The organism is Streptomyces sp. NPDC091376 (genome assembly GCF_044757085.1).
GTDB classification, from domain to species: domain Bacteria; phylum Actinomycetota; class Actinomycetes; order Streptomycetales; family Streptomycetaceae; genus Streptomyces; species Streptomyces pratisoli.
On the sequence record NZ_JBIVUF010000001.1, the window covers coordinates 1 to 26,263 of the forward strand.

18 protein-coding genes are annotated in these 26,263 nt (G+C 71.5%); all 18 read left to right on the plus strand.

Going from position 1 to position 26,263, the window contains the following annotated elements:
- Positions 1-209: 209 nt before the first annotated feature.
- The 18 genes from ACIQMR_RS00005 (at position 210) to ACIQMR_RS00090 (ending at position 26,187) form a co-directional block, all read left to right on the plus strand.
- Positions 210-1,373, plus strand: coding sequence for a sensor histidine kinase (locus tag ACIQMR_RS00005; RefSeq protein ID WP_401382589.1), 1,164 nt, complete (start codon positions 210-212; stop codon positions 1,371-1,373).
- A gap of 93 nt (positions 1,374-1,466) precedes the next feature.
- The gene (locus ACIQMR_RS00010; RefSeq protein ID WP_401380985.1) at positions 1,467-2,984 is read left to right on the plus strand and encodes a bifunctional folylpolyglutamate synthase/dihydrofolate synthase; all 1,518 of its coding nucleotides are present in this window, start codon (positions 1,467-1,469) and stop codon (positions 2,982-2,984) included.
- Between the two features lie 5 nt (positions 2,985-2,989).
- Positions 2,990-3,355: a DUF4233 domain-containing protein gene (locus tag ACIQMR_RS00015; RefSeq protein ID WP_401380988.1), complete on the plus strand. Its 366-nt coding sequence runs from the start codon at positions 2,990-2,992 to the stop codon at positions 3,353-3,355.
- 133 nt (positions 3,356-3,488) lie between these two features.
- Positions 3,489-3,902 (plus strand): nucleoside-diphosphate kinase, encoded by a 414-nt coding sequence (gene ndk, locus ACIQMR_RS00020; RefSeq protein ID WP_328725239.1) that lies wholly within the window; start codon positions 3,489-3,491, stop codon positions 3,900-3,902.
- A gap of 276 nt (positions 3,903-4,178) precedes the next feature.
- Positions 4,179-5,198: a rod shape-determining protein gene (locus tag ACIQMR_RS00025; protein ID WP_266374222.1), complete on the plus strand. Its 1,020-nt coding sequence runs from the start codon at positions 4,179-4,181 to the stop codon at positions 5,196-5,198.
- Between the two features lie 148 nt (positions 5,199-5,346).
- Positions 5,347-6,420, plus strand: coding sequence for a rod shape-determining protein MreC (gene mreC / locus ACIQMR_RS00030; protein WP_401380990.1), 1,074 nt, complete (start codon positions 5,347-5,349; stop codon positions 6,418-6,420).
- 17 nt (positions 6,421-6,437) lie between these two features.
- Positions 6,438-7,103, plus strand: a complete 666-nt coding sequence (mreD, locus tag ACIQMR_RS00035) for a rod shape-determining protein MreD (protein WP_401380993.1) — start codon at positions 6,438-6,440, stop codon at positions 7,101-7,103.
- Positions 7,104-7,122: 19 nt separating this feature from the next.
- Positions 7,123-9,297, plus strand: a complete 2,175-nt coding sequence (gene mrdA, locus ACIQMR_RS00040; protein WP_401380995.1) for a penicillin-binding protein 2 — start codon at positions 7,123-7,125, stop codon at positions 9,295-9,297.
- Between the two features lie 3 nt (positions 9,298-9,300).
- Positions 9,301-10,500: a rod shape-determining protein RodA gene (gene rodA, locus ACIQMR_RS00045; protein ID WP_266374228.1), complete on the plus strand. Its 1,200-nt coding sequence runs from the start codon at positions 9,301-9,303 to the stop codon at positions 10,498-10,500.
- A 51-nt stretch (positions 10,501-10,551) separates the two neighbouring features.
- Positions 10,552-12,282, plus strand: coding sequence for a CHAD domain-containing protein (locus ACIQMR_RS00050; RefSeq protein WP_401380998.1), 1,731 nt, complete (start codon positions 10,552-10,554; stop codon positions 12,280-12,282).
- A 92-nt stretch (positions 12,283-12,374) separates the two neighbouring features.
- Positions 12,375-14,303 (plus strand): TIGR03960 family B12-binding radical SAM protein, encoded by a 1,929-nt coding sequence (locus tag ACIQMR_RS00055; protein WP_401381001.1) that lies wholly within the window; start codon positions 12,375-12,377, stop codon positions 14,301-14,303.
- A gap of 169 nt (positions 14,304-14,472) precedes the next feature.
- Positions 14,473-15,576 carry a hypothetical protein gene (locus ACIQMR_RS00060; RefSeq protein ID WP_401381004.1) on the plus strand — a complete coding sequence of 368 codons (1,104 nt, stop codon included), beginning with the start codon at positions 14,473-14,475 and terminating at the stop codon, positions 15,574-15,576.
- Positions 15,577-15,703: 127 nt separating this feature from the next.
- Complete coding sequence (locus ACIQMR_RS00065; protein WP_401381006.1) at positions 15,704-16,492, plus strand: TIGR03936 family radical SAM-associated protein; 789 nt, start codon at positions 15,704-15,706, stop codon at positions 16,490-16,492.
- A 237-nt stretch (positions 16,493-16,729) separates the two neighbouring features.
- Positions 16,730-20,818 (plus strand): ribonuclease E/G, encoded by a 4,089-nt coding sequence (locus ACIQMR_RS00070; protein ID WP_401381009.1) that lies wholly within the window; start codon positions 16,730-16,732, stop codon positions 20,816-20,818.
- Positions 20,819-21,150: 332 nt separating this feature from the next.
- Positions 21,151-22,269, plus strand: coding sequence for a DegT/DnrJ/EryC1/StrS family aminotransferase (locus ACIQMR_RS00075; protein WP_401381011.1), 1,119 nt, complete (start codon positions 21,151-21,153; stop codon positions 22,267-22,269).
- Entirely contained in the window at positions 22,266-23,279 is a 1,014-nt protein-coding gene (locus ACIQMR_RS00080; RefSeq protein WP_401381013.1) for a Gfo/Idh/MocA family protein, read from the plus strand. The genes ACIQMR_RS00075 and ACIQMR_RS00080 overlap by 4 nt, the downstream gene beginning before the upstream one ends.
- Positions 23,276-24,907: a glycosyltransferase family 2 protein gene (locus ACIQMR_RS00085; protein ID WP_401381015.1), complete on the plus strand. Its 1,632-nt coding sequence runs from the start codon at positions 23,276-23,278 to the stop codon at positions 24,905-24,907. The genes ACIQMR_RS00080 and ACIQMR_RS00085 overlap by 4 nt, the downstream gene beginning before the upstream one ends.
- Entirely contained in the window at positions 24,904-26,187 is a 1,284-nt protein-coding gene (locus tag ACIQMR_RS00090; RefSeq protein WP_401381018.1) for a nucleotide sugar dehydrogenase, read from the plus strand. Before ACIQMR_RS00085 ends, ACIQMR_RS00090 begins: the two co-directional genes overlap by 4 nt.
- Positions 26,188-26,263 lie beyond the last annotated feature (76 nt).

Below are 26,263 nucleotides of genomic sequence, written 5' to 3' on the forward strand. Positions count from 1 at the left end.
CCGCTCCCACAGGCCGGTCGACCCCGGCGCGCCCCCCGCCGCCCCGGGCGCGGGCCGGCCGCGGGGGGCGGCGGGGCCGGGGGGGGGGGGGCGGGGGCCGGGGGGGGCCCCCCCCCCCCACCCCGGACCTCTTGCGTACCGAGTGCGTCCGAGCGGGACCGGCCGTTCGAGGACGGCTCGCGGGTGCGGGGTCCGGTGGACCTTGGATGATGGAGGGCGTGCCGCACACGCCCGCCACCCTCGCGCTGCGCCGCGCCGTCGCCGCGGTGCGCAGGTACGCGGACCGCGCTGCGGTGTCGTCGCGCGCCGTCGACGCCGTGACGGCGCTGAGCTGTTTCGCGCTGATGCTGCTCGACGTCCCCGGGGTCGCGGAGGCGGACAACTCACTGAGCCGGCTGAGCGCGACCACCGTTCTGGCGGCGGGGGCGGCGACGCTGCTGCTGCGGCGCCGGCTGCCATGGGCGCCGTACCTGGTCGGGCTGGCCTTCCTGGGCTGGCTGCACGAGCTGACGCTGATCCAGTTCGCGCTGTACTCGCTGGGACGCTTCCGGGGCCGCGCCGCGGGCATCGTGGGCACGCTGGGTTATGCGGCCCTCGCGTACACCCTGTTCAGCACGCCCCTGTGGCCGGCCCACCGAGGTGACTCGCTGAGCGACTTCCTGAGCCTCGTCCTACCCATCGGCGTGCTCGCGTCGGGCGTCGGGATCGCCGCGCACCGGCAGGACCTGCTGAGGGAGCTGGACGCGCGGCAGGCCGAGACGGCGGCGCTCCAGGCCGTGCAGCAGGAGCGCACCTCGGTGGCCCGGGACGTGCACGACCTGGTGGGCAGGGAGCTGACGGTGCTCGCGGTGCGCGCCGAGGTGCTGGCGTCCCGGGCACGTGGCGAGCGGCACGGTGCGGACTTCGAGGAACTGGCGGACACGGCGCGGCGGGCCCATCACACACTGAACGAGATCATCGTGCGGCGGGCCGACGAGCGGAACGCGACGCCCGGTCTCGAAGGGCTGCGGGCGCTCGCGGAGGAGGGCGCGCGGATCGGCAGCCCGGTGGAGCTGACGCTCGCCGACGAGGCCCGGGGCATCTCGCCGCTGCGGCAGACGGCGGTGTACCGGGTGGTGCAGGAGTGTCTGACGAACGCCGCGAAGCACGCGCCGGGGGAGACGGTGAGCGTGCGGATCGGCGTGGAGGGGCCCCGGCTGCGGATCGAGGTGCGCAATCCGCTGGGGGACGAGGACCCGGACCGGGAGCCCGTGTCCAGCGGTACGGGCACGCTCTCGATGAGGGAGCGGGTGGAGAGCATGGGCGGCACGCTGACGGCCGGCCCGCGGGACGGCTCGTACCACGTACGGGCGTTGCTCCCCGCCGGGCTCTGAGCCGGCGCGGCTCCCACGGGGCTCCGGCGGTCTCCCGCGGCAGTCCGGCCGGGTCTCGGTCAGGCTGTCGGCGGCGCTCCGTAAACTGGCATCGTGAGTGACCAGCAGCCAGAGCCCTTCGACGAGCGCGACGACGAGTTCGAAGCGATCGTCGACGCCGAGACCGACCGTGACCCCGATCTGGCGGTGATCGAGGCCGGGAGCCGTACGCTGCGCACCCAGGCCGGATCGCCGCTCGGCGACCAGGTGCCGAGCCGGCCCGCCGACCCGGAGGTGGACAAGGCACTCCGCGAGGTCGAGCAGGAGCTCGCCGGCCGCTGGGGCGAGACGAAGCTGGAGCCGTCCGTCAGCCGGATCGCCGCGCTGATGGACGTGCTGGGCGAGCCCCAGCGGGCCTATCCGTCGATCCACATCACCGGCACCAACGGCAAGACGTCCACGGCCCGCATGATCGAGGCGCTGCTCGGCGCCTTCGAGCTGCGCACCGGTCGGTACACCTCGCCCCACGTCCAGTCGATCACCGAGCGGATCAGCCTGGACGGCGCCCCCATCGACGCCGAGCGCTTCATCGAGACGTACCAGGACGTCAAGCCGTACGTGGAGATGGTCGACGCCGCCCAGGAGTTCCGGCTCTCCTTCTTCGAGGTGCTCACGGGCATGGCGTACGCCGCGTTCGCCGACGCGCCCGTGGACGTGGCCGTGGTCGAGGTCGGCATGGGCGGCAGCTGGGACGCGACCAACGTGATCGACGGCTCGGTGGCCGTGATCACCCCGATCGACCTGGACCACACCGACCGGCTCGGTACCACGCCCGCCGAGATCGCGGGCGAGAAGGCCGGCGTCATCAAGCAGGGCGCGACGGTGATCCTCGCGCAGCAGCCGGTGGACGCGGCGCAGGTGATGCTGAAGAAGGCCGTCGAGGTGGACGCGACGGTGGCCCGTGAGGGCATGGAGTTCGGCATCGGCTCGCGGGAGGTCGCGGTCGGCGGGCAGCTGCTGACGCTGCGCGGACTCGGCGGGGAGTACGAAGGAATCTTCCTTCCGCTGTACGGCGCCCATCAGGCGCACAACGCCGCGGTGGCCCTGGCCGCGGTGGAGGCCTTCTTCGGGATCGGCGCGCAGCACGCGCGGACGCTGGACCTGGAGACGGTGCGTACCGCGTTCGCGTCCGTCGTGTCCCCGGGCAGGCTGGAGGTCGTGCGCCGCAGCCCGACCGTCGTCCTGGACGCCGCGCACAACCCGGCGGGAGCGCGGGCGGCCGCCGAGGGCATCACGGAGGCGTTCGGGTTCTCGCGGCTCGTCGGTGTGGTGGGCGCGAGTGCCGACAAGGACGTGAAGGCGCTTCTCGAAGCCTTCGAGCCGATCTTCACGGAGATCGTCGTCACGCAGAACTCCAGCCATCGCGCGATGGACGCCGATGAGCTGGCCGCGATCGCCGTGGAGGTCTTCGGCGACGACGAGCGGGTGGTCGTCGAGCCGCGGCTCGACGACGCGCTGGAGGCGGCGATCACGCTCGCCGAGGAGGAGGCGGAGTACTCGGGCGCGGGCGTCCTGGTGACCGGCTCCGTGATCACGGTCGGCGAGGCCCGGCTGCTGCTGGGGAGGGGCTGAATCCCATGCGTACGCTCTGTGCGTCCACACTGATCGGCGAGTTCTTCGTGATCGGCTTCGCCGGCCTGGTGGCGATGAAGGATCCCGGTCTGTCGACGGCCACGGTCTGGACCGTGAGCGGTGTCGCGATGCTGCTGTCGGTCCTGTTGTGCGGGATGATCACCCGTCCCGGCGGGGTGCAGCTCGGCTGGGCCCTGCAGATCGGCCTGATCGCCAGCGGTTTCGTGGTGCCCACGATGTTCTTCCTCGGCGCGGTCTTCGCGGGCCTGTGGTGGGCGTCGGTCCACTACGGCCGCAAGGTCGACGAGGCGAAGGCGCGCTGGGCGGAGCAGCAGGCCGAGGAGGGTCCCGCAGAGCCTGACGCTGCGTGACAGACGACGCGGGACGCCCTGTAGCCTCTGGGACCAGTACGACCCGCTTTTCCTCCACACTTTCCCCACCCCACGATCTCGGGACCGGTCCCGGGAACGTGTCCCGAGACCCGCACTCGAAGGAGCCCCGCACGTGAGCCAGCGCACGCTCGTCCTGCTCAAGCCCGACGCCGTACGCCGCGGCCTGATCGGCGAGATCATCGGCCGTATCGAGCGCAAGGCCGGCTGGCAGATCACCGCTCTGGAGCTGCGCGAGCTGGACCAGGACACCCTGGAGCAGCACTACGGCGAGCACAAGGGCAAGCCCTTCTACGAGCCGCTCGTCGGCTTCATGGCCTCCGGTCCCGTCGTCGCCCTGGTCGTCGAGGGTGAGCGCGTCATCGAGGGAGTGCGCGCCCTGGCCGGCCCGACCGACCCGATCGCGGCCGCCCCCGGCTCCATCCGCGGCGACTACGGCACGATCGTCCGGGAGAACCTGATCCACGCCTCGGACTCCGAGGAGTCCGCGGCCCGTGAGCTGAAGATTTTCTTCCCCGGTCTTTCCTGATCGGCCATCAGCCATACAGCGCTCGTACCCTGGGGCGACCGAAGGAATTTCGGTCGCCCTTCGGCATACGTGTCGCGATATCGGGAACGCATCGCTCCGACTCGTCGTCACCCTTACTGAGGCGGGGCCCAGCGCGCGGAGTCCGTGCAGGCAGCACTACGATGAAAGCCTTCACGCCACAGCACCCGCGCAGCACCCTCCTCGCCGACCTAATAAGCCATCAAAGCTCGATTTGGGAAGGCCCGACGCATCCTCATGGGACACAAGGGGAACTCTATGTCGTTCATCGGCCGTGACATGGCTGTCGACCTCGGGACCGCCAACACGCTGGTGTACGTCAGGGGTCGGGGGATCGTCCTCAACGAGCCGTCCGTGGTCGCCATCAACACCAACACCGGCGGCATCCTCGCGGTGGGTGCCGAGGCCAAGAAGATGATCGGCCGCACTCCCGGCAACATCGTGGCGGTCCGCCCGCTGAAGGACGGCGTCATCGCCGACTTCGAGATCACCGAGCGGATGCTCCGCTACTTCATCCTCAAGATCCACAAGCGTCGCTGGGCGGCCCGCCCGCGCATCGTCGTGTGTGTGCCCTCCGGTATCACCGGGGTCGAGCGCCGCGCGGTCATCGAGGCATCCACCCAGGCCGGCGCGCGCCAGGTGCACATCATCGAGGAGCCGATGGCGGCCGCCATCGGAGCCGGCCTCCCGGTCCACGAGGCCACCGGCAACATGGTGGTGGACATCGGCGGCGGCACCACCGAGGTCGCCGTCATCTCCCTCGGAGGAATCGTCACGGCACAGTCGATCCGGGTCGCCGGCGACGAGCTGGACAACGCGATCATCCAGCACATCAAGAAGGAGTACAGCCTCCTCCTCGGTGAGCGGACCGCCGAGAACATCAAGCTCACCATCGGTTCGGCGTACGCGCTGGACAAGGAGGAGCACACCGAGATCCGCGGCCGCGACCTGGTCTCCGGCCTGCCGAAGACCGTCGTCGTCTCCGCCGCCGAGGTCCGCAAGGCCATCGAGGAGCCGGTCAACGCGATCGTCGACGCCGTGAAGACCACCCTCGACAAGTGCCCGCCGGAGCTGTCCGGTGACGTCATGGACCGGGGCATCGTCCTCACGGGCGGTGGCGCCCTGCTGCGCGGCCTCGACGAGCGGCTGCGTCGTGAGACCGGTATGCCCATCCATATCGCCGAGGACCCGCTGGACTCGGTGGCGCTCGGTTCGGGCAAGTGCGTCGAGGAGTTCGAGGCGCTCCAGCAGGTGCTGGACGCCCAGCCCCGCCGATAGCGCAGGGGTCGGCATCGGCCGTCCGGGTCACTCCGCCCCGTACGGCCGAGCGTTGGTATAACGGCACAAAGCAACGCAACAACAGGCAGCAACACGCACCACAGAGCACGGCATTCACATTCCGACGAGGAAGGCACGGCCGCCGCACGTGAGGGACACGAAAGAGAGCCGGCTGCTCCTGGTCCTGCTGGTCGCCATCGCGTTCGCGCTGATCACGGTGGACATCCGCGGAGGCGAGGAGTCACCGGTCGACGGCGCCCGGCAGGCCGCCGCCGCCGTCTTCGGACCGGTCGAGAACGGTGTCGCGGCCGCGGTGGACCCGGTCGGGAACGCCATAGGGGCGGTGCGTGACTCGGGCGAGCGCCACGACCGTATCGCCGTCCTGGAGCGGGAGAACGCGGCCCTCAAGGCGAGACTCGGCAGCGACGACCGCAACCGCAGCCGGCTCCGTCAGCTCGACGGCATGCTCAAGAAGGCGGCGACCGGCCAGTACGGGATCAAGGGTGCGGAGGTCATCGGGATAGGAGCCGCCCAGGGCTTCTCCTGGACGGTGACCATCGACGCCGGCTCCCGTGACGGCATCCAGCGCGACATGACCGTCCTCAACGGCGACGGCCTGGTCGGCCGCGTCACCACCGTCGGCCCGGGCACCTCGACCGTGCTCCTCGCCAACGACCCCGACTTCACGGTCGGTACGCGCATGGAGCGGACCGACGAGCTGGGCTTCGCCACCGGTCAGGGCGACCGGCCGCTGTCCGTGCAGCTCCTCAACGGCAAGGCCAAGGTGCGCAAGGGCGACCGGCTGGTCACCTTCGGCTCTCAGGGCGACAAGCCGTTCGTGCCCGGGGTGCCGGTCGGCGAGGTCGTCCGGGTCGACCCCGCGGGCGGCGCCCTCACGCGGAACATCTACGTCCGTCCGTACGCCGCCTTCACCAAGCTGGACATCGTCGGCGTCGTCGTCCAGGCGCCCCGTACGGACCCGCGCGACACGGTCCTGCCGGCGAAGCCGAAGCCGACGCCCACGCCCACGGTGACCGTCACGGTCACCCCGTCGGCGAACGGCGAAGGCCAGGCGCAGGGCGAGGACCAGACCGGGGATCAGACCCGGGACCAGCCCCAGGACCAGACCCGGGACCAGGCGCAGGATCAGGACCAGGATCAGGGCCAGGGCGATCCCCAGGCCACCAGCACCGCCGCCGTCACCGGCCGCGACGACGAGTAGCAGGAGGAGCTGAACCCATGCGCTTCAACCGGATGCTGCTCTCCACCACGCTCATCGTGGTCGCCCTCGTCATCCAGGTCACCGTCCTCGCCCGCCTCCAGCTCCCCGGAGCCGTACCCGATCTGCTGCTCCTCACCGTGCTGGCGCTCGCACTCGTGTACGGGCACACCAGCGGCGCCCTCATCGGCTTCGGCGCGGGACTGCTCGCCGACCTCGCCCCGCCCGCCGACCACGCCGCCGGCCGCTACGCCCTGGTGCTGTGCGTCATCGGCTATCTGGCCGGACTCGCCAAGCCCGAGAACGGCCGGCTGACGTCCGCGACCGGCCCCATGGTCGTGGTCGTCGCGGCGGCCATCGGTTCGACCCTGCTGTACGCGGGCGTCGGCGCCCTCGTCGGGGACACCGCCGCCCGCCATGTCGGCCTCGGCTCGCTGCTGTTCACCGCCGCCGTCTACGACCTGCTGCTCGCGCCGTTCACCGTGCCGCTGATCATGGCGCTGGCGAGACGGGCCGAGAACGATCCGCTCGCCGAGTCCCAGGGCGGCGGCACCGATGTCTCCAGCGGCTGGGCATCGACCGGCACCGGACTGCGCATCGGCCGCCAGCGCGGCGGGCTGCGGATCAAGGCGGCAAAGACGCGGGCCTCGCGTGCCGGCCGCATCAGGGGAGTCAAGCGACTGTGACCGAGGGGGTATCGGCAGCGTGAGCAACATTCCCGAGACCGGGCGGACTCCCCGCGTCCAGATCCGGCTCATCGTCATCCAGGTCCTGGTCTTCTCCCTCTTCGCCACGCTCGGCGGACGTCTGTGGTATCTCCAGATCCGCAACGGCGACGAGTACACCGACGAGGCGAAGAGCAACCACGTACAGCAGGTCGTCCAGCCCGCCGTGCGCGGCTCGATCCTGGACGCCCGTGGCGTCCCGCTCGCCGACAACGAGACCCGGCTCGTCGTCTCCGCGTCCCGCACCGAGCTGATGAAGATGAAGGACGACGGCAAGGGCGTCCTCACCCGGCTCGCCGCCGTCCTCGGCATGAAGCCGAAGGACGTCACGGACAAGGTCCGCCTCTGCGACTCCAAGACCCCGCAGCCCTGCTGGAACGGCTCGCCGTACCAGCCGATCCCCGTCACCGACGAGGCCACCACCCAGCAGGCCCTGAAGATCCGCGAGAGCGCCGAGGACTTCCCCGGCATCACCGCGGAGCCCACCGCCGTGCGCCGCTACGCCGCTCCCGGCAAGGCCAACACCTCGCAGGTCCTCGGCTATCTCTCGCCCGTCACGGACGAGGAGATCGAGAAGGCCAAGGACACGGACTCGCCGTTCCTGCGCTCCGACCAGGTCGGCCGCTCCGGACTCGAGCGCACGTACGACAAGGACCTGCGCGGCAAGGCCGGCGTCACCCGCTACGAGGTGGACAACCTCGGCCGGGTCATCGGCCTGGCCCAGGCCGACAAGGCCGAGCCCGGCGCCAACGTCGTCACCTCCATCGACGCCCGCGTCCAGGCGGTCGCCGAGTGGGAGCTCAACAACGCGATGAAGGAAGCCCGCAAGGTCTTCGACGACAACACCAACACCAACTACAAGGCCGACTCGGGCGCCGTCGTCGTCATGGAGGCGAAGACCGGGCGTGTCGTCGCCATGGCCTCCCAGCCCACCTACGACCCGAACGCCTGGGTCGGCGGCATCTCCGCCAAGGACTACGCGCGGCTCACCGGCAAGAAGTCCAACTTCCCCCTGCTGAACCGGGCCATCCAGGGACAGGCCGCCCCCGGCTCCATCTTCAAGGTCGTCCCCACCACCGCCGCGGTCAACGCCGGATACGACTTCAAGGGCCGCTACCCCTGCCCCAGCTCGTACTCCATCGGCAACCAGGTCTTCAAGAACTTCGAGTCCCAGGGCCACGGCAGCATCACCCTCGGCCAGGCCCTCGAGGTCTCCTGCGACACCGTCTACTACGCCCTCGCCCACCAGCAGTGGCGCAAGGACGGCGGCCTCAAGCCGAAGAAGAACGCGGCCGACTGGTTCTACCGCACCGCCCACCAGTTCGGCCTCGGCGCCGAGACCGGCATCGACCTGCCCAACGAGGTCACCGGCCGCATCCCGGACCGCCGCTGGAAGCAGAAGTTCTGGGAGGCGAACAAGGACTACTGGTGCAAGATCGGCAAGAAGGGCGGCGACTACATCCAGCAGCTCTCCTACGAGAACTGCCTCGAAGGCAATCTGATGCGCGCCGGTGACTCGGTCAACTACTCCATCGGCCAGGGCGACACGCTCGTCACCCCGATCCAGATGGCGACCATCTACGCGGCCATCTCCAACGGCGGCACGCTCTACAACCCGACCGTCGGCAAGGCCGTCATCGGTGCGGACGGCAAGAACGTCCGCGAGATCAAGCCGAAGTCGCACGGCAAGCTGCCGATGAACGCCAAGACGCGCGCGCTCATGAACGAGGCCCTCGCGGGCGTCGCCACCCGCGGTACCGCCGCCTGGCGATTCGGCGGCTGGCCGCAGGACAAGATCCCCATGCACGCCAAGACCGGTACGGCCGAGGTCCACGGCAAGCAGACGACCTCGTGGTTCGCCACGTACACCAAGGACTACTCGATCGTCATGACGATCTCCCAGGGTGGTACGGGTTCCGGCGCGTCCGGCCCCGCGGTGCGCAACATCTACAACGCGCTCTACGGACTGGACATGGAAGGCAAGCAGGACCTGAAGAAGGCCCTGCTGCCGCAGCCGGAGAAGGCGCTGCCGAAGATCCAGCCCGACGGCTCCATCGACGCGCCGCAGATCACGCCGTACGAGCCGGTGAAGCCGGAGCCGGAAGAGGACAAGACCCTCGCGGGCCCGCCCGCCGCCACGGGGCGGAGGGACTGACCCATGGCAGGGCCTCATGGCTTCTCGGTCTCGCGGTACGCACCCGAGCGCGGCGCCCTCGCGAAGCTCTTCGCCCGCGACTCGATGGTGCGCCGGCTGGACTGGCCGATGCTGGGCTCGGCGATCGCGCTGTCGCTCATCGGCTCACTGCTCGTCTGGTCCGCGACCCGCAACCGCACCGAGCTCAACCACGGCGATCCGTACTACTTCTTCTTCCGCCACCTCCTCAACACCGGCATCGGCTTCGCCCTGATGGTGGGCACCGTCTGGCTCGGGCACCGCACGCTGCGCGGCGCCGTACCGGTGCTGTACGGCATCTCCGTCGTTCTGGTGTCGCTGGTGCTCACCCCGCTCGGCGCGACCATCAACGGCGCCCACGCCTGGATCGTCATCGGCGGCGGATTCTCGCTCCAGCCCTCCGAGTTCGTGAAGATCACGATCATCCTGGGCATGGCGATGCTGCTGGCCTCCCAGGTCGACGCCGGCGACCATGCCCATCCGGACCACGGCACCGTCGCGAAGTCGCTCGGCCTGGCGGCCCTGCCGATGGCGATCGTCATGCTGATGCCGGACCTCGGCTCGGTCATGGTGATGGTGGTGATCGTGCTGGGCGTACTGCTCGCCTCCGGCGCCTCCAACCGCTGGATCTTCGGGCTGATCGGGGCGGGCGTCGGCGGCGCCGTACTGGTCACGGCGCTCGGACTCCTCGACGAGTACCAGCTCAACCGCTTCGCCGCGTTCGCCAACCCCGAACTCGACCCGGCCGGCGTCGGCTACAACACCAACCAGGCGCGCATCGCGATCGGCTCGGGCGGGCTGCTCGGCACCGGACTGTTCAAGGGATCCCAGACCACCGGCCAGTTCGTGCCCGAACAGCAGACCGACTTCGTCTTCACCGTCGCCGGTGAGGAACTCGGCTTCGTCGGAGCGGGCCTCATCCTCTTCCTGCTCGGCGTCGTGCTGTGGCGGGCCTGCCGCATCGCCCGCGAGACGACCGAGCTGTACGGCACGATCGTCGCCGCCGGGATCATCGCCTGGTTCGCGTTCCAGTCGTTCGAGAACGTCGGCATGACCCTCGGCATCATGCCGGTCGCCGGGCTGCCACTGCCGTTCGTGTCGTACGGCGGCTCGTCGATGTTCGCGGTGTGGGTGGCGGTCGGACTGCTCCAGTCGATCAAGGTGCAGCGGCCGATGTCGGCCTGAGCCGGCTCCGGCGGACTGACGTACGGTCGCCGGGGCGACTAGATTCGGTTCATGGCGGACACGAAGCGAGAGATCGAGCGGAAGTACGAAGCCACCACCGACACGAAGGTGCCCGACCTGACCCGCGTGGCCGGGGTCACGGACGTCATCGCCGAAGGCGTGACGGAGCTGGACGCCGTCTACTACGACACCACCGACCTGCGTCTCGCCGCCGACAGCATCACGCTGCGGCGGCGTACCGGCGGCGACGACGAGGGCTGGCACCTGAAGTTCCCGGTCTCCACCGGCATCCGGGACGAGATCCAGGCCCCTCTCAGCGACACCCTGCCCCGCGCCCTCGCCGGCCTCGTCCGCTCCCGCGTCCGTGACGCCTCGCTCGTCCCCGTCGTCCGGCTGTGGTCCTCCCGGGACGTGAGCCATCTCGTCGACGACAGCGGCGAACTCCTCGCCGAACTGTCCGTCGACTCCGTACGGGCGGAACGGCTGACACCGGGCGGCCGTACGGCGGAGTGGACCGAGATCGAGGTCGAGCTCGCCGACGACGCCGACCCCGCCCTGCTCGACGCGGTCGGCAAGCGCCTCCGCAAGGCGGGCATCAGCCCGTCGTCGTCCTCGTCGAAACTCGCACGGGCGCTCGGGGAGACGACGCCCGAGTACCCCGCACCCGGAGCGGCCGCGGCCGCCGGGACGGACGGCAAGCGCGGGAAGCGGGCGGCGACCGACGGTTCCGTGGAGAGCGTCGACGGATCGGCCCGCCCGGGCCGTGACACCGGTCCCGACGCGGAACAAGGCTCCTCGCGGTACGCCGATGCCTTCGGGCACCCCGGTGGCGAGCGTGCCCCGAAGGCGCCGCAGGCCGCGAAGGGCGTCAGGTCCCGCGGTGCACGACCCCGGAGCGAGGACGCGGGCGCGCACGTCCTCGCCTATCTGCGCGAGCAGCGGGACGCCATCGTCGCCCTCGATCCCGCCGTACGGCGCGACCTGCCCGACGCCGTGCACCAGATGCGCGTCGCGACCCGCCGGATGCGCAGTGCCTTCAAGACGTTCCGGAAGATCATCGACCGGCAGGTCACCGACCCGCTCGGCGACGAGCTGAAGTGGCTGGCCGGGGAGCTGGGCGTCGCACGCGACCAGGAAGTGCTCGCCGAGCGGCTGCGCGGCCGCATCGACGACCTGCCGAGGCCGGTGATCCTCGGCCCGGTCCGCAGCCGGCTGCGGATCTGGGCGACCGCGCACCGGGCCGACGCACGGCGCCGCTCCGTCGCCGTGCTCGACACCAAGCGCTATCTCGCGCTCCTCGACGCCCTCGACGCACTCCTCGACCAGCCGCCGTTGCTGGGTGCCGCCACCGCGAAGCCCGGCGACACCCTGCCCAAGGCCGTGATCAAGGACTACGGCCGGCTCGCGGGACGTGTCGGGCACGCGCTCGGCCTCCCCGCCGGGCATGACCGCGACCTCGCCATGCACGAGGCCCGCAAGGCCGCCAAGCGCGCCCGCTACGCGGCGGAGGCCGTCACCCCCGCCCTCGGCAAGCCCGCCAAGAAGTTCGCCAAGCGCATGAAGGCCGTCCAGACGGTCCTCGGCGACCACCAGGACAGCGTCGTCGCCCGCGACACCCTGCGGGACATCGGGATCCAGGCCCATGCCGCGGGGGAGACCTCGTTCACCTGGGGACTGCTGTTCGGGCACGAGGAGGCTTCGGCCGCCGAGCGCGAGCGTGAACTGCCGGGAGTCTGGGCCGAGGCCGCCGACCCCCGGCTGCGCGCCGCGCTCGCCGGCTGACCGCCGTCCGGACCTCTCCCGGGCGGGCGGGGGGTGCCTTCCGATCGGGTTACGCTTGAGAGTCGCTCCCTGCCCGCCCACAAAGGTTCCTGATGTCTGCCGAGTCGGTCTTCCCACAGCTCGAAGCTCTTCTCCCGCATGTGCAGAAGCCCATCCAGTACGTCGGTGGTGAGCTGAATTCCACGGTCAAGCCGTGGGAGAGCTGCGACGTGCGCTGGGCGCTCATGTACCCGGACGCGTACGAGGTCGGACTGCCCAACCAGGGCGTCATGATCCTCTACGAGGTACTGAACGAACGCGAGGGCGTGCTCGCCGAGCGCACGTACAGCGTCTGGCCGGACCTCGAGGCGCTCATGCGCGAGCACGACGTCCCGCAGTTCACCGTCGACAGCCACCGCCCGGTCAAGGCCTTCGACGTCCTCGGCCTGAGCTTCTCCACCGAGCTCGGCTACACGAACATGCTCACGGCCCTCGACCTCTCCGGCATCCCGCTGGAGGCCAAGGACCGCACGATCGACGACCCGATCGTCCTCGCGGGCGGCCACGCCGCGTTCAACCCCGAGCCGATCGCGGACTTCATCGACTGCGCGGTCATCGGCGACGGCGAGCAGGCCGTCCTGGAGATCACCGAGATCATCCGGGCCTGGAAGGCGGAGGGCCGCCCCGGCGGCCGCGAGGAGCTGCTGTTCCGCCTCGCGAAGACCGGCGGCGTGTACGTCCCGGGCTTCTACGACGTCGAGTACCTCCCCGACGGCCGCATCGGCCGGGTCGTCCCGAACAGGTCGGGCGTGCCGTGGCGGGTGTCCAAGCACACCGTCATGGACCTCGACGAGTGGCCGTACCCCAAGCAGCCCCTCGTGCCGCTCGCCGAGACCGTCCACGAGCGGATGTCCGTCGAGATCTTCCGCGGCTGCACCCGCGGCTGCCGCTTCTGCCAGGCCGGCATGATCACGCGCCCCGTGCGGGAGCGGAGCATCACCGGTATCGGTGACATGGTCGAGAAGGGCCTCAAGGCGACCGGCTTCGAGGAGGTCGGCCTGCTGTCGCTGTCCTCCGCGGACCACAGCGAGATCGGCGACATCGCCAAGGGCCTCGCCGACCGCTACGAGGAGGACAAGATCGGTCTGTCCCTCCCCTCCACCCGCGTGGACGCCTTCAACGTCGACCTGGCCAACGAGCTGACCCGCAACGGCCGCCGCTCGGGTCTCACCTTCGCCCCCGAGGGCGGCTCCGAGCGCATGCGCAAAGTCATCAACAAGATGGTCTCGGAGGAGGACCTGATCCGCACGGTCTCCACCGCGTACGGCAACGGCTGGCGCCAGGTGAAGCTGTACTTCATGTGCGGCCTGCCCACGGAGACCGACGACGACGTCCTCCAGATCGCCGACATGGCGACCAAGGTGATCCAGAAGGGCCGCGAGGTCTCCGGCGCGAACGACATCCGCTGCACGGTCTCCATCGGCGGCTTCGTGCCCAAGCCCCACACGCCGTTCCAGTGGGCGCCGCAGCTCTCCGCCGAGGGGACCGACGCCCGTCTGGAGAAGCTCCGCGACAAGATCCGCGGCGACAAGAAGTACGGCCGCTCCATCGGCTTCCGTTACCACGACGGCAAGCCGGGCATCGTCGAAGGTCTCCTCTCGCGCGGTGACCGCCGCACCGGCGCCGTCATCCGCGCCGTCTACGAGGACGGCGGCCGCTTCGACGGCTGGCGCGAGCACTTCTCGTACGACCGCTGGATGGCGTGCGCGGAGAAGACGCTGCCCGAGTTCGGCATCGACGTCGACTGGTACACGACCCGTGAGCGCACGTACGAGGAGGTCCTGCCCTGGGACCACCTGGACTCCGGCCTCGACAAGGAGTGGCTCTGGGAGGACTGGCAGGACTCGCTCGACGAGACCGAGGTCGAGGACTGCCGCTGGACGCCGTGCTTCGACTGTGGCGTCTGCCCTCAGATGGACACCCATATCCAGATCGGCCCGACGGGCAAGAAGCTCCTGCCGCTGACGGTCGTCGACAAGTAGGACGCCGGGACGACACGCACCGCGCAACGCCATCGGCCCTGTCGCACGACAGGGCCGATGGCGTTCCCGTACCACCAAGAGCCGCGGCCCGCCGACGGCCCCTCGTCACGCTCCTGCGACGACCCGGCCGGACGAGAACCCCTGGCCCGGCCTGTGCGTCTCCCTGCTCATGGACGTGGAGAAGCGTGAGCGGCAGCCGGCACCCGAAGGCTGTCTGACGGTGGCCATCAGGATCCCCGTGCGGATCGTGGTGCTGCTCGTCGTCGTTCCCGTGCGCATGGTCTGGGACGCGCTCGTCGTGTGCGCACGGGCGCTCCGGCGCGTGCTGCTGCGGCCTCTCGGCCGGGTCTGGGACTGGTTGTACGAGACGGTGCTCGCCCCTGTCGGGTGGCTGATCGGCCGGATCGCCGCGGCGGTCGCCGCGGGCATGGCGTGGCTGTTCAAGGCCGTCTTCTACTGGCCCTGGGCGGCACTGTGGCGGTACGTGGTCGTGCCGGTGGCCGTTCACGGTGTCGCGGCGCCGCTGGCGTGGCTGTACCGGGTCGTGCTGACGCCGGTGGGCCACGGGCTGGCCCTGGCCTTCGGATGGGTGTACGCCCGGCTGCTCACACCGCTCGCGAAGGGCGTCGGGTGGCTGCTGTGGGCCGTTCTCCTCTGGCCGTGGACCGCGCTGTACCGATGGGTGCTGACGCCGATCGGGCACGGCGTGACCTGGGCGTACGTGCACGGTGTCGCCCCGGTGTGCCGTGGTCTGTGGGCCGCGCTCGGATGGCTGTTCCGGGTCCTGGTCGTCGTGCCCGCCGGCTTCGGGTACCGCTGGGTCCTCACTCCCCTCGGACGTTTCCTCGCCGCCGTCGGCCGTGAGATCGCCGACGCCTTCGAGGTCGCCTGGCGCGTCGCCGGGTACGTCTCGCGGGCCGTCGGGCGCGCCCTGAAGTGGTGCGGCCGGAACCTGTTCGGACGTCCGGCCGCCTGGTTCTACCGGAGCGTCTGCACCCCGGTGGGCCACGTCGTCCGCGACCGGGTCTGGGCGCCGGCGAGGCGGGCCGCCGTCGAGGCCGGGCGGGCTGCGCGAGAGGCGCTCGCCTCCGCCCGGGAGACCGTGCGGCAGGCGCGCCGGGACGCCTGGCGGGCGCTGGTCGGCGGGACCCGTGAGCCCCGGGCCGTGGAACCGGCATCCGTCCGGGCGCGTAACCTGGAAGGCAGGCAACACCTACCGACTGTCCCCGGCGTGGCGCCCGGACCCGAGATCTCCCTGCACGAGCGGGGGTGAGCCGGACGGGCCGCCCTCCAGGGGTACCGCAGGCCACGAAGGGCGGCGCCCGCAGGCGCCCGCCCCGCACCGAGGAGAAGAACCACTGGGCAAGCGACAGCCCGAAGGCCCGCCGCCCGCACCCGCGGTGCAGCGCATCCGACTGCGCTACACCAAGCGCGGCCGCCTCCGGTTCACCAGTCACCGCGACTTCCAGCGCGCCTTCGAGCGTGCGCTGAGGCGCGCCGAGGTACCGATGGCGTACTCGGCGGGCTTCACCCCGCATCCGAAGGTGTCGTACGCGAACGCCGCGCCCACCGGCACGGGCTCCGAGGCCGAGTACCTGGAGATCGCGCTCACCGAGGCCCGCGACCCCGCGAAGCTGCGCGAGCTGCTCGACGAGTCGCTGCCGGCCGGGCTCGACGTCATCGACGCGGTCGAGGCCCGTACCTCCGGGCTCGCCGACCGGCTGACGGCGTCCGTGTGGGAGCTTCGGCTCGACGGCGTCGCCGTGGAGGAGGCCGAGAGGGCCGTGGCCGCCTTCGTCGCGGCGGAGACGGTCGAGGTCCAGCGCCGGACGAAGAACGGGCTGCGGACCTTCGACGCACGTGGCGCGGTGGCCGGCCTGCAGGCGAGTTGTCCACAGCCTGATAGGCCCGGGGAGGGGCCCTGTGCGATACTGCGGCTGGTTGTTCGGCACGTGACACCTGCCGTGCGACCCGACGACGTCCTGTCCGGTCTCCACGCTGTGGCCGACCTGGCGCCGCCGGTCCCCGCAGCGGTGACCAGGCTGGCGCAGGGGCTCTTCGACGAGGAGTCCGGCACGGTGACCGACCCGCTCGCGCCCGACCGCGAGGCAGTCACGGCCGCCCCAGCCGATCGCTCAGGGGTCGCCGGATCCGCCGCGACGGTGCCTGCGGGTACCGGTTCCGCGTAGGGAGCAGTCGTCGTAGCGCCGCCCTCGTACTCGGGAGCCACCTGGGTCGGGCAGCGCACTGACCAGGAGACTTTCGCCAGGCCGTGCGTATATCGCGTACGGAACCGGCGAGCCAGACATACAGCTCCCGTGCGGCGCCCGCGCCCCGGACGGAGGCCCCGCACTCATCAGGCGGGACGTGCCCTCCGGACCGGATCGAGGCTCGGCGCCCGGGAGCGTGACGGGAGAACCGCCCGCATGCTCGAGCCGAACGACCCCGGTACGACCGGGGACAACGAAGAGAACGAGAATTCCACCCCCAGCGACACGCTGCCCCCGCGCCGTCGCCGTGGTGCGTCCCGCCCCGCGGGCCCGCCGACGGCCGCCGCCGAGGTGGAGACCGTCGCCGATGTGACCGCCTCGCTCTCGGCCGCCATACCGGCCGCGGAGGCGCCGGCCGCCGAGGCCGCCGCCCCGGCCGTCGAAACCGTTGCCGAGGCCGCCGTGGAGGCGCCCGCGCCGCGTACCCGTCGCCGGGCCACGCGCAAGGTGACCGCGCCCGCGGGTCCGCCCGCGCCCGTCGAGGCCGCCGCTGAGCCTGCCGTACCGGTCGCCGAGCAGTCGGCCGCCGAGTCCACCGACGATCTGGCCGCCGAGGCCGCCGTGGAGGCGCCCGCGCCGCGTACCCGTCGCCGGGCCACGCGCAAGGTGACCGCGCCCGCCGGTTCGCCGGCTCCCGTCGAGGTCGTTGCCGAGCCCGCCTCCGTCGAGGCGCCCGCGACCTCGTCTGCTCCGGTGGAGGCGGCCGAGGCCGTCGCCGCCGACGAAGACATCGAGGAAGGTGCCGTGAGCGAGAACGCCACGGAGACCGGGGCCGCCAAGGCGCCCGCGCGCCGTACCCGCCGCCGGGCTACCGCCCCGGCGGGCACGCCGCAGCAGGCCGAGGCCGCCGCCGGGACCGAAGAGACCCGTGCCGAAGAGACCACGTCCGTAGCGACCACGACCGAGGGCACCACGGCCGAAGCGGCCGAGGAGGCCCCCCGCGGTCGTACGCGTCGCCGCGCCACGCGCCGGACGGCCGCTCCCGCCGAAGCCGAGGGCGACCGGCAGGAAGAGGCCGTGGAGGACCGCCCCGAGGCGGAGCCCGTCGCCGAGGAGGCCCCTCGCGGTCGTACGCGTCGCCGTGCCACCCGCCGGGCGGCAGCCCCCGCCGGGGCACCGGCCGCCCAGGAGGAGGAGACCGCGGCGGGCGAGGGCCTGCCCGCGGACGCCGCGGCCACGATCGCCGCCGACGAGGCCGAGGTCGAGGCCGCCGCGCAGGCCGCTTCGCGCGGCCGCGGCCGGCGCAGGACCGCCGCGCCGCAGGCCGCCGCCGAGCCCGAGCAGGCCGAGGAGCCCACCCGTGGGCGCCGTGCCACCAGGCCCGCCGTGCCCGTGTTCCAGGCGCCGGTCTTCGCCGAGCCGATGTTCCAGACCCCGGAGACCGCCGCCGCGGCTGCCGCGGCCGCCGCCGAGCCGGACGACGAGGAAGAGGCCGTCGAGCCCGCCCCGGTCGCCGAGACCACCACGCGTCGCCGTCGTCGCCGCCGTGGCGAGCCCGCCGCGGCCGTGGAGACCGTCGAGGCCGAGCCCGCCGACGAGGCCGAGGTCGAGGCGGAGGAGCCGGACACCGAGACCGAGACCGAGAGCGACGACTACGAGGACCGTCCGTCGCGCCGCCGCCGTCGTGGTGGCCGCCGTCGCCGCCGTGGCGAGTCGGCCGAGGCGGAGGACACCGAGTCCGCCGAGGAGGAGGGCGAGGGCGAGGAGGCCGCCGCCGAGCAGGAGGAGGACGAGGAGGAGGCCGAGCCCGGCACCCCGTCCGCCGCCGGCACCAGCAGCAGCCGTCGCCGTCGTCGCCGCCGCCGTCGCAGCGGTGAGGCCTCCGACACCGAGCCCGGCAACGACGAGCCGGAGCGTACGGTCGTCAAGATCCGTGAGCCCCGGCCCAAGGCGGAGCCGTCGGACGAGGTGCAGTCCATCAAGGGCTCCACCCGGCTGGAGGCGAAGAAGCAGCGCCGCCGCGAGGGCCGCGAGCAGGGCCGCCGCCGGGTGCCGATCATCACCGAGGCGGAGTTCCTGGCGCGCCGCGAGGCCGTCGAGCGCGTGATGGTCGTCCGGCAGAACGGCGACCGCACCCAGATCGGCGTCCTCGAGGACAACGTGCTGGTCGAGCACTACGTCAACAAGGAGCAGTCCAGCTCGTACGTCGGCAACGTCTACCTGGGCAAGGTGCAGAACGTCCTGCCGTCCATGGAGGCCGCCTTCGTCGACATCGGCAAGGGCCGCAACGCCGTCCTGTACGCGGGCGAGGTCAACTTCGAGGCGCTCGGCATGGGCAACGGCCCGCGCCGCATCGAGTCCGCGCTGAAGTCCGGCCAGTCCGTCCTCGTCCAGGTCACCAAGGACCCGATCGGCCACAAGGGCGCCCGGCTCACCAGCCAGGTCTCCCTGCCCGGCCGCTACCTGGTGTACGTGCCCGAGGGCTCGATGACCGGCATCAGCCGCAAGCTGCCCGACACCGAGCGCGCCCGGCTGAAGACCATCCTCAAGAAGATCGTCCCCGAGGACGCGGGCGTCATCGTCCGCACCGCCGCGGAGGGCGCCAGCGAGGACGAGCTGAGCCGTGACGTCGAGCGGCTGCAGGCGCAGTGGGAGGAGATCCAGAAGAAGGCGAAGAACGGCAACGCCCCGACCCTCCTCTACGGCGAGCCGGACATGACCGTCCGTGTCGTCCGCGACATCTTCAACGAGGACTTCTCGAAGGTCATCGTCAGCGGTGACGAGGCGTGGGACACCATCCACGGCTACGTCTCGCACGTGGCGCCCGACCTGGCGGACCGGCTGAACCGCTGGACCTCCGAGGTCGACGTCTTCGCGACGTACCGGATCGACGAGCAGCTGATGAAGGCGCTGGACCGCAAGGTCTGGCTGCCGTCCGGCGGTTCGCTGGTGATCGACAAGACCGAGGCGATGATCGTCGTCGACGTCAACACCGGCAAGTTCACCGGTCAGGGCGGCAACCTCGAGGAGACCGTCACCAGGAACAACCTGGAGGCGGCCGAGGAGATCGTGCGCCAGCTGCGGCTGCGCGACCTGGGCGGCATCGTCGTGATCGACTTCATCGACATGGTGCTGGAGTCCAACCGGGACCTGGTGCTGCGGCGACTGCTGGAGTGCCTGGGCCGGGACCGTACGAAGCACCAGGTCGCGGAGGTCACCTCGCTGGGTCTGGTCCAGATGACCCGTAAGCGGGTCGGCCAGGGTCTGCTGGAGTCGTTCTCGGAGACCTGCGTCCACTGCAACGGCCGCGGCGTGATCGTGCACATGGAGCAGCCGTCCACCGCCGGTGGCGGTGGCGGTGGCGGCGGCAAGCGCGGCAAGAAGCGCGGCCGCGGCGGCGCCGAGCACGTCCACGAGCACGAGCACGACCACGAGGTCGTCGTCGAGGCGCAGGGCGCCGAGGCCCCGCCGGCCGAGGTCGAGGAGAGCGAGGCCGAGGTCGCGGCGGAGACCGCCGCGCCCGTCGCCCTGCCCGAGCCCGACTTCGCCCCGGACGAGGAGCTGTACGGCAGCGCCGCCGAGGCCGAGGCCGCCGCGACCCGTGGCCGTCGCCGCCGGGCGACCCGCAAGGCGACAGCCCCCGCGGGTGCGCCGAAGCAGGCCGAGTCCAAGCGCGCCGAGTCCAAGCGGGCCGAGCCGGTGGAGGAGGCCGCCCAGGCACCCGCCCCGGCCGCCGAGCCCGTGGCCGCGCAGGAGCCCGCCCCCGCGGGCCGTACGCGCCGCCGGGCGACCCGCAAGGCGACGGCTCCGGCCGGTTCGCCGAAGGGGAGCGAGGCCGCCGAGATCGTCACCGAGGTGGGCGAGGCCGCCGGGATCCCGGCCGCCCCGGAGCCCGAGGCGCCCGCGGAGGAGACTCCGGTCGCCGCGCCGCCGCGCGCCCGCCGGCGTGTGACCCGCAAGGTCACCGCCCCGGCCGGTTCGCCGTCCGGTGCGGAGGAGGCCGCGGTCGTCGTGGTCGCCGCCGCGCCGCAGACGGAGCAGGCGGAGCAGTCCGGGCAGGAGCCCGGAGCCGAGGCCCCCGCTGAGGATGCCCCGGAGGCCCCGGCCAAGAAGGCGGCCCGCAAGACCGCGAAGAAGGCCACGGCGAAGAAGGCCGCCACGAAGAAGACGGTGGCCAAGAAGACCGCGGCGAAGAAGACGACCGCCAAGAAGGCCACCAAGTCGGCGGCCAAGAAGACCGCCGCGGCGGAGCAGCAGGCGCTGCCCACCGTGACGGCCTCCGCGGGCGGGTCCGCCGGAAGCTGAACAATCGGTGATCGCTCGTTGAACGTTCGTGTCCCGTCCCCCGGCGCCGGGGGGCGGGACACGGCTTTTGTTTCGCAATTGATGCCTGGGTCCGTTAACGGCCCAGAAATTGCCTAGGAAATCCCTGATAATGTGACGGCGGTTGCTGCCGTGCCGGTGCCCCGCCCGGAGACTACGGTCGGTGACCGGCCCGGTTAGGGACAGACCGGTCCCAGCATTCCTCGGTAGGGCGTCGGCCATCACGCCGGAGGGGTTCGCGCGGCCCACAGACGCCCCGCAGACCCCGGACCTCTGCCACAAAGAGCTCTCGCGGTGTTCAAGGAGGACGTCCAATGCCGAGCAGCAACGCGCAGCCCATTCCCGCTGCCCGCCCGGTCATCGGTGAGGAAGAGATCGAAGCAGCCGTACGCGTACTGCGCAGCGGCCGGGTAGTTCAGGGCCCTGAGGTGGCCGCGTTCGAGGAGGGCTTCTCGGAGCTCGTGGACGGCCGCCACTGCGTGGCTGTCAACTCCGGTACCTCGGCGCTGCACCTCCTTCTGATGGCTCTCGGTATCGGCCCGGGTGACGAGGTGATCGTCCCGTCGTTCTCGTTCGCCGCCTCGGCCAACGCGGTCCGCCTGGTCGGCGCCGACGTCGTCTTCGCCGACATCGAGGCCGACTCGTACTGCCTGTCGCCGGCCGCCGTCGAGGCCGCGATCACCCCGCGCACCGCCGCGATCATGCCGGTGCACCTGTACGGCCACCCGGCCGCGATGGACAAGATCATGGCCATCGCGGAGAAGCACAAGCTCGCCGTCGTCGAGGACGCCTGCCAGGCGCACGCGGCCGCGCTGAACGGAACCCCGGTCGGCGCCTTCGGCTCCGGCGGCACGTTCAGCTTCTACCCGACGAAGAACATGCACAGCCTCGAGGGCGGCATGATCTCCACGGCCGACGCGGAGATCGCCCGCACCCTGCGCCTCCTGCGCAACCAGGGCATGGAGCAGCGCTACGCCAACGAGATCGTCGGCGCCAACATGCGCATGACGGACGTCGCCGCCGCCGTCGGCCGCGTCCAGCTCGCCAAGCTGGGCGGCTGGACCGAGCAGCGCATCGCCAACGCCGCGTACCTGACGGAGCACATCACCACGGCCGGCGTCCTCACCCCGGTCGTCGCCGAGGGCGCGCGCCACATCTACCACCAGTACACGATCCGGGTCCGCGGAGACCGCGACGCCGCCATGGCGCAGCTCACCGAGGCGGGCGTCGGCAACGCCGTCTACTACCCGACGCCCATCCACCGGCTGAAGCCGTACTGGGAGCCGGACCAGAAGGCCGGCCGTCACTGGGACCTGCCGGAGACCGAGCGTGCGGCCGCCGAGGTCGTCTCGCTCCCCGTCCACCCCTCGCTGAGCGAGAACGACCTTGAGCGCATCGTCACCGCCGTGAACGCGCTGGGAGAGAAGCTGTGACTGCTGCTGGACTGCGGGCCGGACTGATCGGCCTGGGCTCCATGGGACGCCACCACGCCCGCGTACTGGCCGGGCTGGACGGCGTCGAGCTGGTCGCCGTCGTCGACCCGATGGGGGACAAGAACGGCTGGGCGCAGGGCGCCCCCGTGCTGTCCACCGTCGACGAGCTGATCACGCTCGGCATCGACTACGCCGTGGTCGCCTGCCCGACCGCGCTGCACGAGGAAGTCGGCCTGAAGCTGGCCGAGGCCGGCGTCGGCGCGCTGATCGAGAAGCCGGTCGCCGACACCGTCGAGGGCGCCCGCCGCCTCGTCGAGGCCTTCGAGTCGCGCGGCCTCGTCGCCGGCGTCGGCCACATCGAGCGCTGCAACCCGGCGCTGCGCAGCCTCCGCTCCCGGCTGGAGGCCGGCGAGCTCGGCGACGTCTTCCAGGTCGTCACCCGCCGCCAGGGCCCCTTCCCGCACCGCATCGCCGACGTCGGCGTGGTCAAGGACCTCGCCACCCACGACATCGACCTGACGGCCTGGGTCACCGGCCAGCAGTACACGTCGATCGCGGCGCACACCGTGTCCAAGTCGGGCCGCCCGCACGAGGACATGGTCTCGGCCGTCGGCAAGCTCTCCGACGGCACGATGGTCAGCCACCTCGTCAACTGGCTGAGCCCGCTCAAGGAGCGCTTCACCTCGGTCACCGGCGAGCGCGGCTGCTTCATCGCCGACACCCTCACCGCCGACCTGACGTTCTACTCGAACGCGGCCGTGACCACCGAGTGGGAGGCCCTCCAGGCCTTCCGCGGTGTCTCCGAGGGCGACATGATCCGTTACGCCATCCCGAAGCGCGAGCCGCTCCTGGTCGAGCACGAGCTGTTCCGGGACGCCGTCCTCGGCAAGTCGCGGGACATCTGCACGCTGCGCCAGGGTCTGCGGACCGTCGAGGTCGCCGCTGCCGTCATCGACTCGGCCAAGAGTGGTGCCACCGTGCAGCTGACGCCGGAGGACGTGGCCAGTTGACCACTCCCGACGTCACCGTCGTCGTCGCCGTCTACAACACGATGCCGTACCTGACCGAGTGCCTGAACTCGCTGGTGAACCAGAGCATCGGAGTGGACCGGCTTGAGGTCGTGGCCGTCGACGACGGCTCGACCGACGACAGCGGCCGGGAACTCGACCGCTTCGCGGAGCGGTACCCCGGCACCGTGAAGGTGATCCACCAGGCCAACTCCGGCGGCCCGGCTGCGCCCAGCAACCGGGCCCTGGAGGTGGCCACCGGCCGTTACGTGTACTTCATCGGCTCCGACGACTACCTCGGCAAGGACGCGCTGAAGCGCATGGTGGCCTGTGCCGACCAGCACGGCTCCGATGTCGTCGTCGGCAAGATGGTCGGCACGAACGGCCGGTACGTCCATCAGGCGCTCTACAAGAAGAGCGACCCGGACATCAGCCTGTACGACTCGGCGCTGCCGTTCACGCTGGCCAACACCAAGCTGTTCCGGCGCGAACTGGTCGAGCGGCACAAGCTGCGCTTCCCCGAGGACCTCCCCGTGGGCAGCGACCAGCCGTTCACGATCGAGGCGTGCGTCCGCGCGCGGAAGATCTCGGTCCTCGCGGACTACACGTACTACTACGCGGTGAAGCGCGGCGACGCGAGCAACATCACGTACCGCGCGAACCATCTGGCGAGGCTGCGCTGCACCGCCGAGATCATGAAGTTCACGGCCGGGCTCATCGAGGCCGGCCCCCAACGTGACGCGGTGTTCAAGCGCCACTTCACCTGGGAACTCGCCAAGCTGGTCCAGGACGACTTCCCGGCCCTCGACCACGAGACGCAGGTCCAGGTCTGTGCCGGGATCGCCGCCCTCGCCGACGACTACTTCACCGAGCCGCTGCGCGACTCGATGGACGTCAAGCGGCGGGTCCGGATCGGCCTCGCCCAGCGCGGCGCCGTCTCCGAGCTGATCCGCGCCATCAGCGACGAGGCCGCAGAAGGAGCGCCTCCGTTGCTGCTGGAGGACGGCCGCGCGTTCGTCCGCTATCCGGGCTTCCGCGATCCGGCCCTGGGCCTGCCGGACCGGCTCTTCGAGGTCATCGGCGAAGCGGTGCCCAGGCAGCTCGCCGACGGCACCGGACTCGTCTCCGCCCAGTGGGAGCAGCTGGGCCAGGACCTGACACTGGCCCTCGCGGTCCGCGTCCCGGTCGCCGGTGAGACCGGCTCCGCCGTGATCAGGCTCGCCAACAAGGCCATGCCGAAGAGCGCCGACAAGCCGGGTGCCCGCCGGCTGCCCGTCGGCACCGAACTGCCCGCCCCGGCGGGGGAGCTGAGCCGCACCGCCACCGCCGACGGCACGGGGACGGTGCTCACCGCCCGGATCCCCGTCAAGCCCGCGCGGGCCAAGCTCGGCGTCCGCGCCTACCTGGACGTGGCAGGCTCGACGTACGAGGTCCCGGTGAAGACCCTGGGCCTGCCGCTGCCCCTGGCACGGCGCTGGCGCGAGAAGGTCCCGTACCGTATCTCCGCCAACGCGAACGCCAAGGGACGGCTGGTGATCACCACGGCTCCGCTCTGGGAGTCCCCGCCGTCCGGCGAGGGCGGCCCGCTGCGCCACTTGATGTCCCGTGTGAAGAGGAAACTGACCCGATGAATATCTGTGTAGTCGCGCTCGGCAAGATCGGGCTTCCGCTCGCCGTGCAGTTCGCCGCCAAGGGCCACAAGGTCATCGGCGCCGACGTCAACGAGAAGGTCGTCGAGCTGGTCAACGCCGGCACCGAGCCCTTCCCCGGCGAGCACGACCTGGACGTCAAGCTGAAGCAGGCCGTCGACGCCGGACTGCTGTCCGCGACCACGGACACCGCGGCGGCCGTCGCGCAGTCCGAGGCCGTCGTGGTCGTCGTCCCGCTGTTCGTGGACGCCGAGGGCACCCCGGACTTCGGCTGGATGGACTCCGCCACGAAGGCCATCGCCAAGGGCCTCAAGCCCGGCACCCTCGTCTCGTACGAGACGACCCTGCCGGTCGGCACCACCCGCACCCGCTGGGCGCCGATGCTCCAGGAGGGCTCCGGCCTGGTCGCCGGCGAGGACTTCCACCTCGTCTTCTCCCCGGAGCGGGTCCTCACCGGCCGGGTCTTCGCCGACCTGCGCCGCTACCCGAAGCTCGTCGGCGGCATCGACGAGGCCTCCGCCAAGCACGGTGTGGAGTTCTACGAGCAGGTCCTCGACTTCGACGAGCGCGCCGACCTGCCGCAGCCGAACGGCGTGTGGGACCTCGGCACCGCCGAGGCCTCCGAGCTCGCCAAGCTCGCCGAGACCACCTACCGCGACGTCAACATCGGTCTGGCCAACCAGTTCGCCCGGTTCGCCGACAAGAACGACATCGACGTCAAGAAGGTCATCGAGGCCTGTAACAGCCAGCCCTACAGCCACATCCACCAGCCCGGTATCGCCGTCGGCGGCCACTGCATCCCGATCTACCCGCGGATGTACCTGTGGAACGACCCGGAGGCGACCGTCGTGCGCTCGGCCCGTGAGGCCAACGCCGCCATGCCGGAGTACGCCGTGGACCTGCTGGCCGCCGCCTACGGCGACCTGAAGGACGTGCAGGTGCTCGTGCTGGGCGCCGCCTACCGCGGTGGCGTCAAGGAGACCGCGTTCTCCGGTGTCTTCCCGACCGTCGAGGCGCTGAAGGCGCGCGGCGCGGTGCCGTTCGTCTCCGACCCGATGTACACGGACGAGGAGCTGTCCGCGCACGGCCTCACCCCGCACCGGGGCGAGCAGGTCACCGCCGCGATCCTCCAGGCCGACCACGCCGAGTACCGCGAGCTGGCCGCCTCCGACCTGCCGGACGTCACCGTCCTGGTCGACGGCCGCCGCACCACCGACCCGGCCCGCTGGGAGGGCGTCCGCCGCGTCGTCATCGGCGGCTGAGGACGGCCCGTCCCGTACGTAACGACCTGAGGCCCTGCCCCGCGCACCTGTGGGGCAGGGCCCGCTTGCAGGAGGG

Excerpts from the sequence above, each read along its gene's own strand:
- ACIQMR_RS00005 (WP_401382589.1), top strand. The coding sequence starts at position 210 with ATGGAGGGCGTGCCGCACACGCCCGCCACCCTCGCGCTGCGCCGCGCC.
- ACIQMR_RS00015 (WP_401380988.1), top strand. The coding sequence starts at position 2,990 with ATGCGTACGCTCTGTGCGTCCACACTGATCGGCGAGTTCTTCGTGATC.
- ACIQMR_RS00025 (WP_266374222.1), top strand. The coding sequence starts at position 4,179 with ATGTCGTTCATCGGCCGTGACATGGCTGTCGACCTCGGGACCGCCAAC.
- mreD (WP_401380993.1), top strand. The coding sequence starts at position 6,438 with ATGCGCTTCAACCGGATGCTGCTCTCCACCACGCTCATCGTGGTCGCC.
- rodA (WP_266374228.1), top strand. The coding sequence starts at position 9,301 with ATGGCAGGGCCTCATGGCTTCTCGGTCTCGCGGTACGCACCCGAGCGC.
- ACIQMR_RS00050 (WP_401380998.1), top strand. The coding sequence starts at position 10,552 with ATGGCGGACACGAAGCGAGAGATCGAGCGGAAGTACGAAGCCACCACC.
- ACIQMR_RS00055 (WP_401381001.1), top strand. The coding sequence starts at position 12,375 with ATGTCTGCCGAGTCGGTCTTCCCACAGCTCGAAGCTCTTCTCCCGCAT.
- ACIQMR_RS00060 (WP_401381004.1), top strand. The coding sequence starts at position 14,473 with ATGGACGTGGAGAAGCGTGAGCGGCAGCCGGCACCCGAAGGCTGTCTG.
- ACIQMR_RS00070 (WP_401381009.1), top strand. The coding sequence starts at position 16,730 with ATGCTCGAGCCGAACGACCCCGGTACGACCGGGGACAACGAAGAGAAC.
- ACIQMR_RS00075 (WP_401381011.1), top strand. The coding sequence starts at position 21,151 with ATGCCGAGCAGCAACGCGCAGCCCATTCCCGCTGCCCGCCCGGTCATC.
- ACIQMR_RS00090 (WP_401381018.1), top strand. The coding sequence starts at position 24,904 with ATGAATATCTGTGTAGTCGCGCTCGGCAAGATCGGGCTTCCGCTCGCC.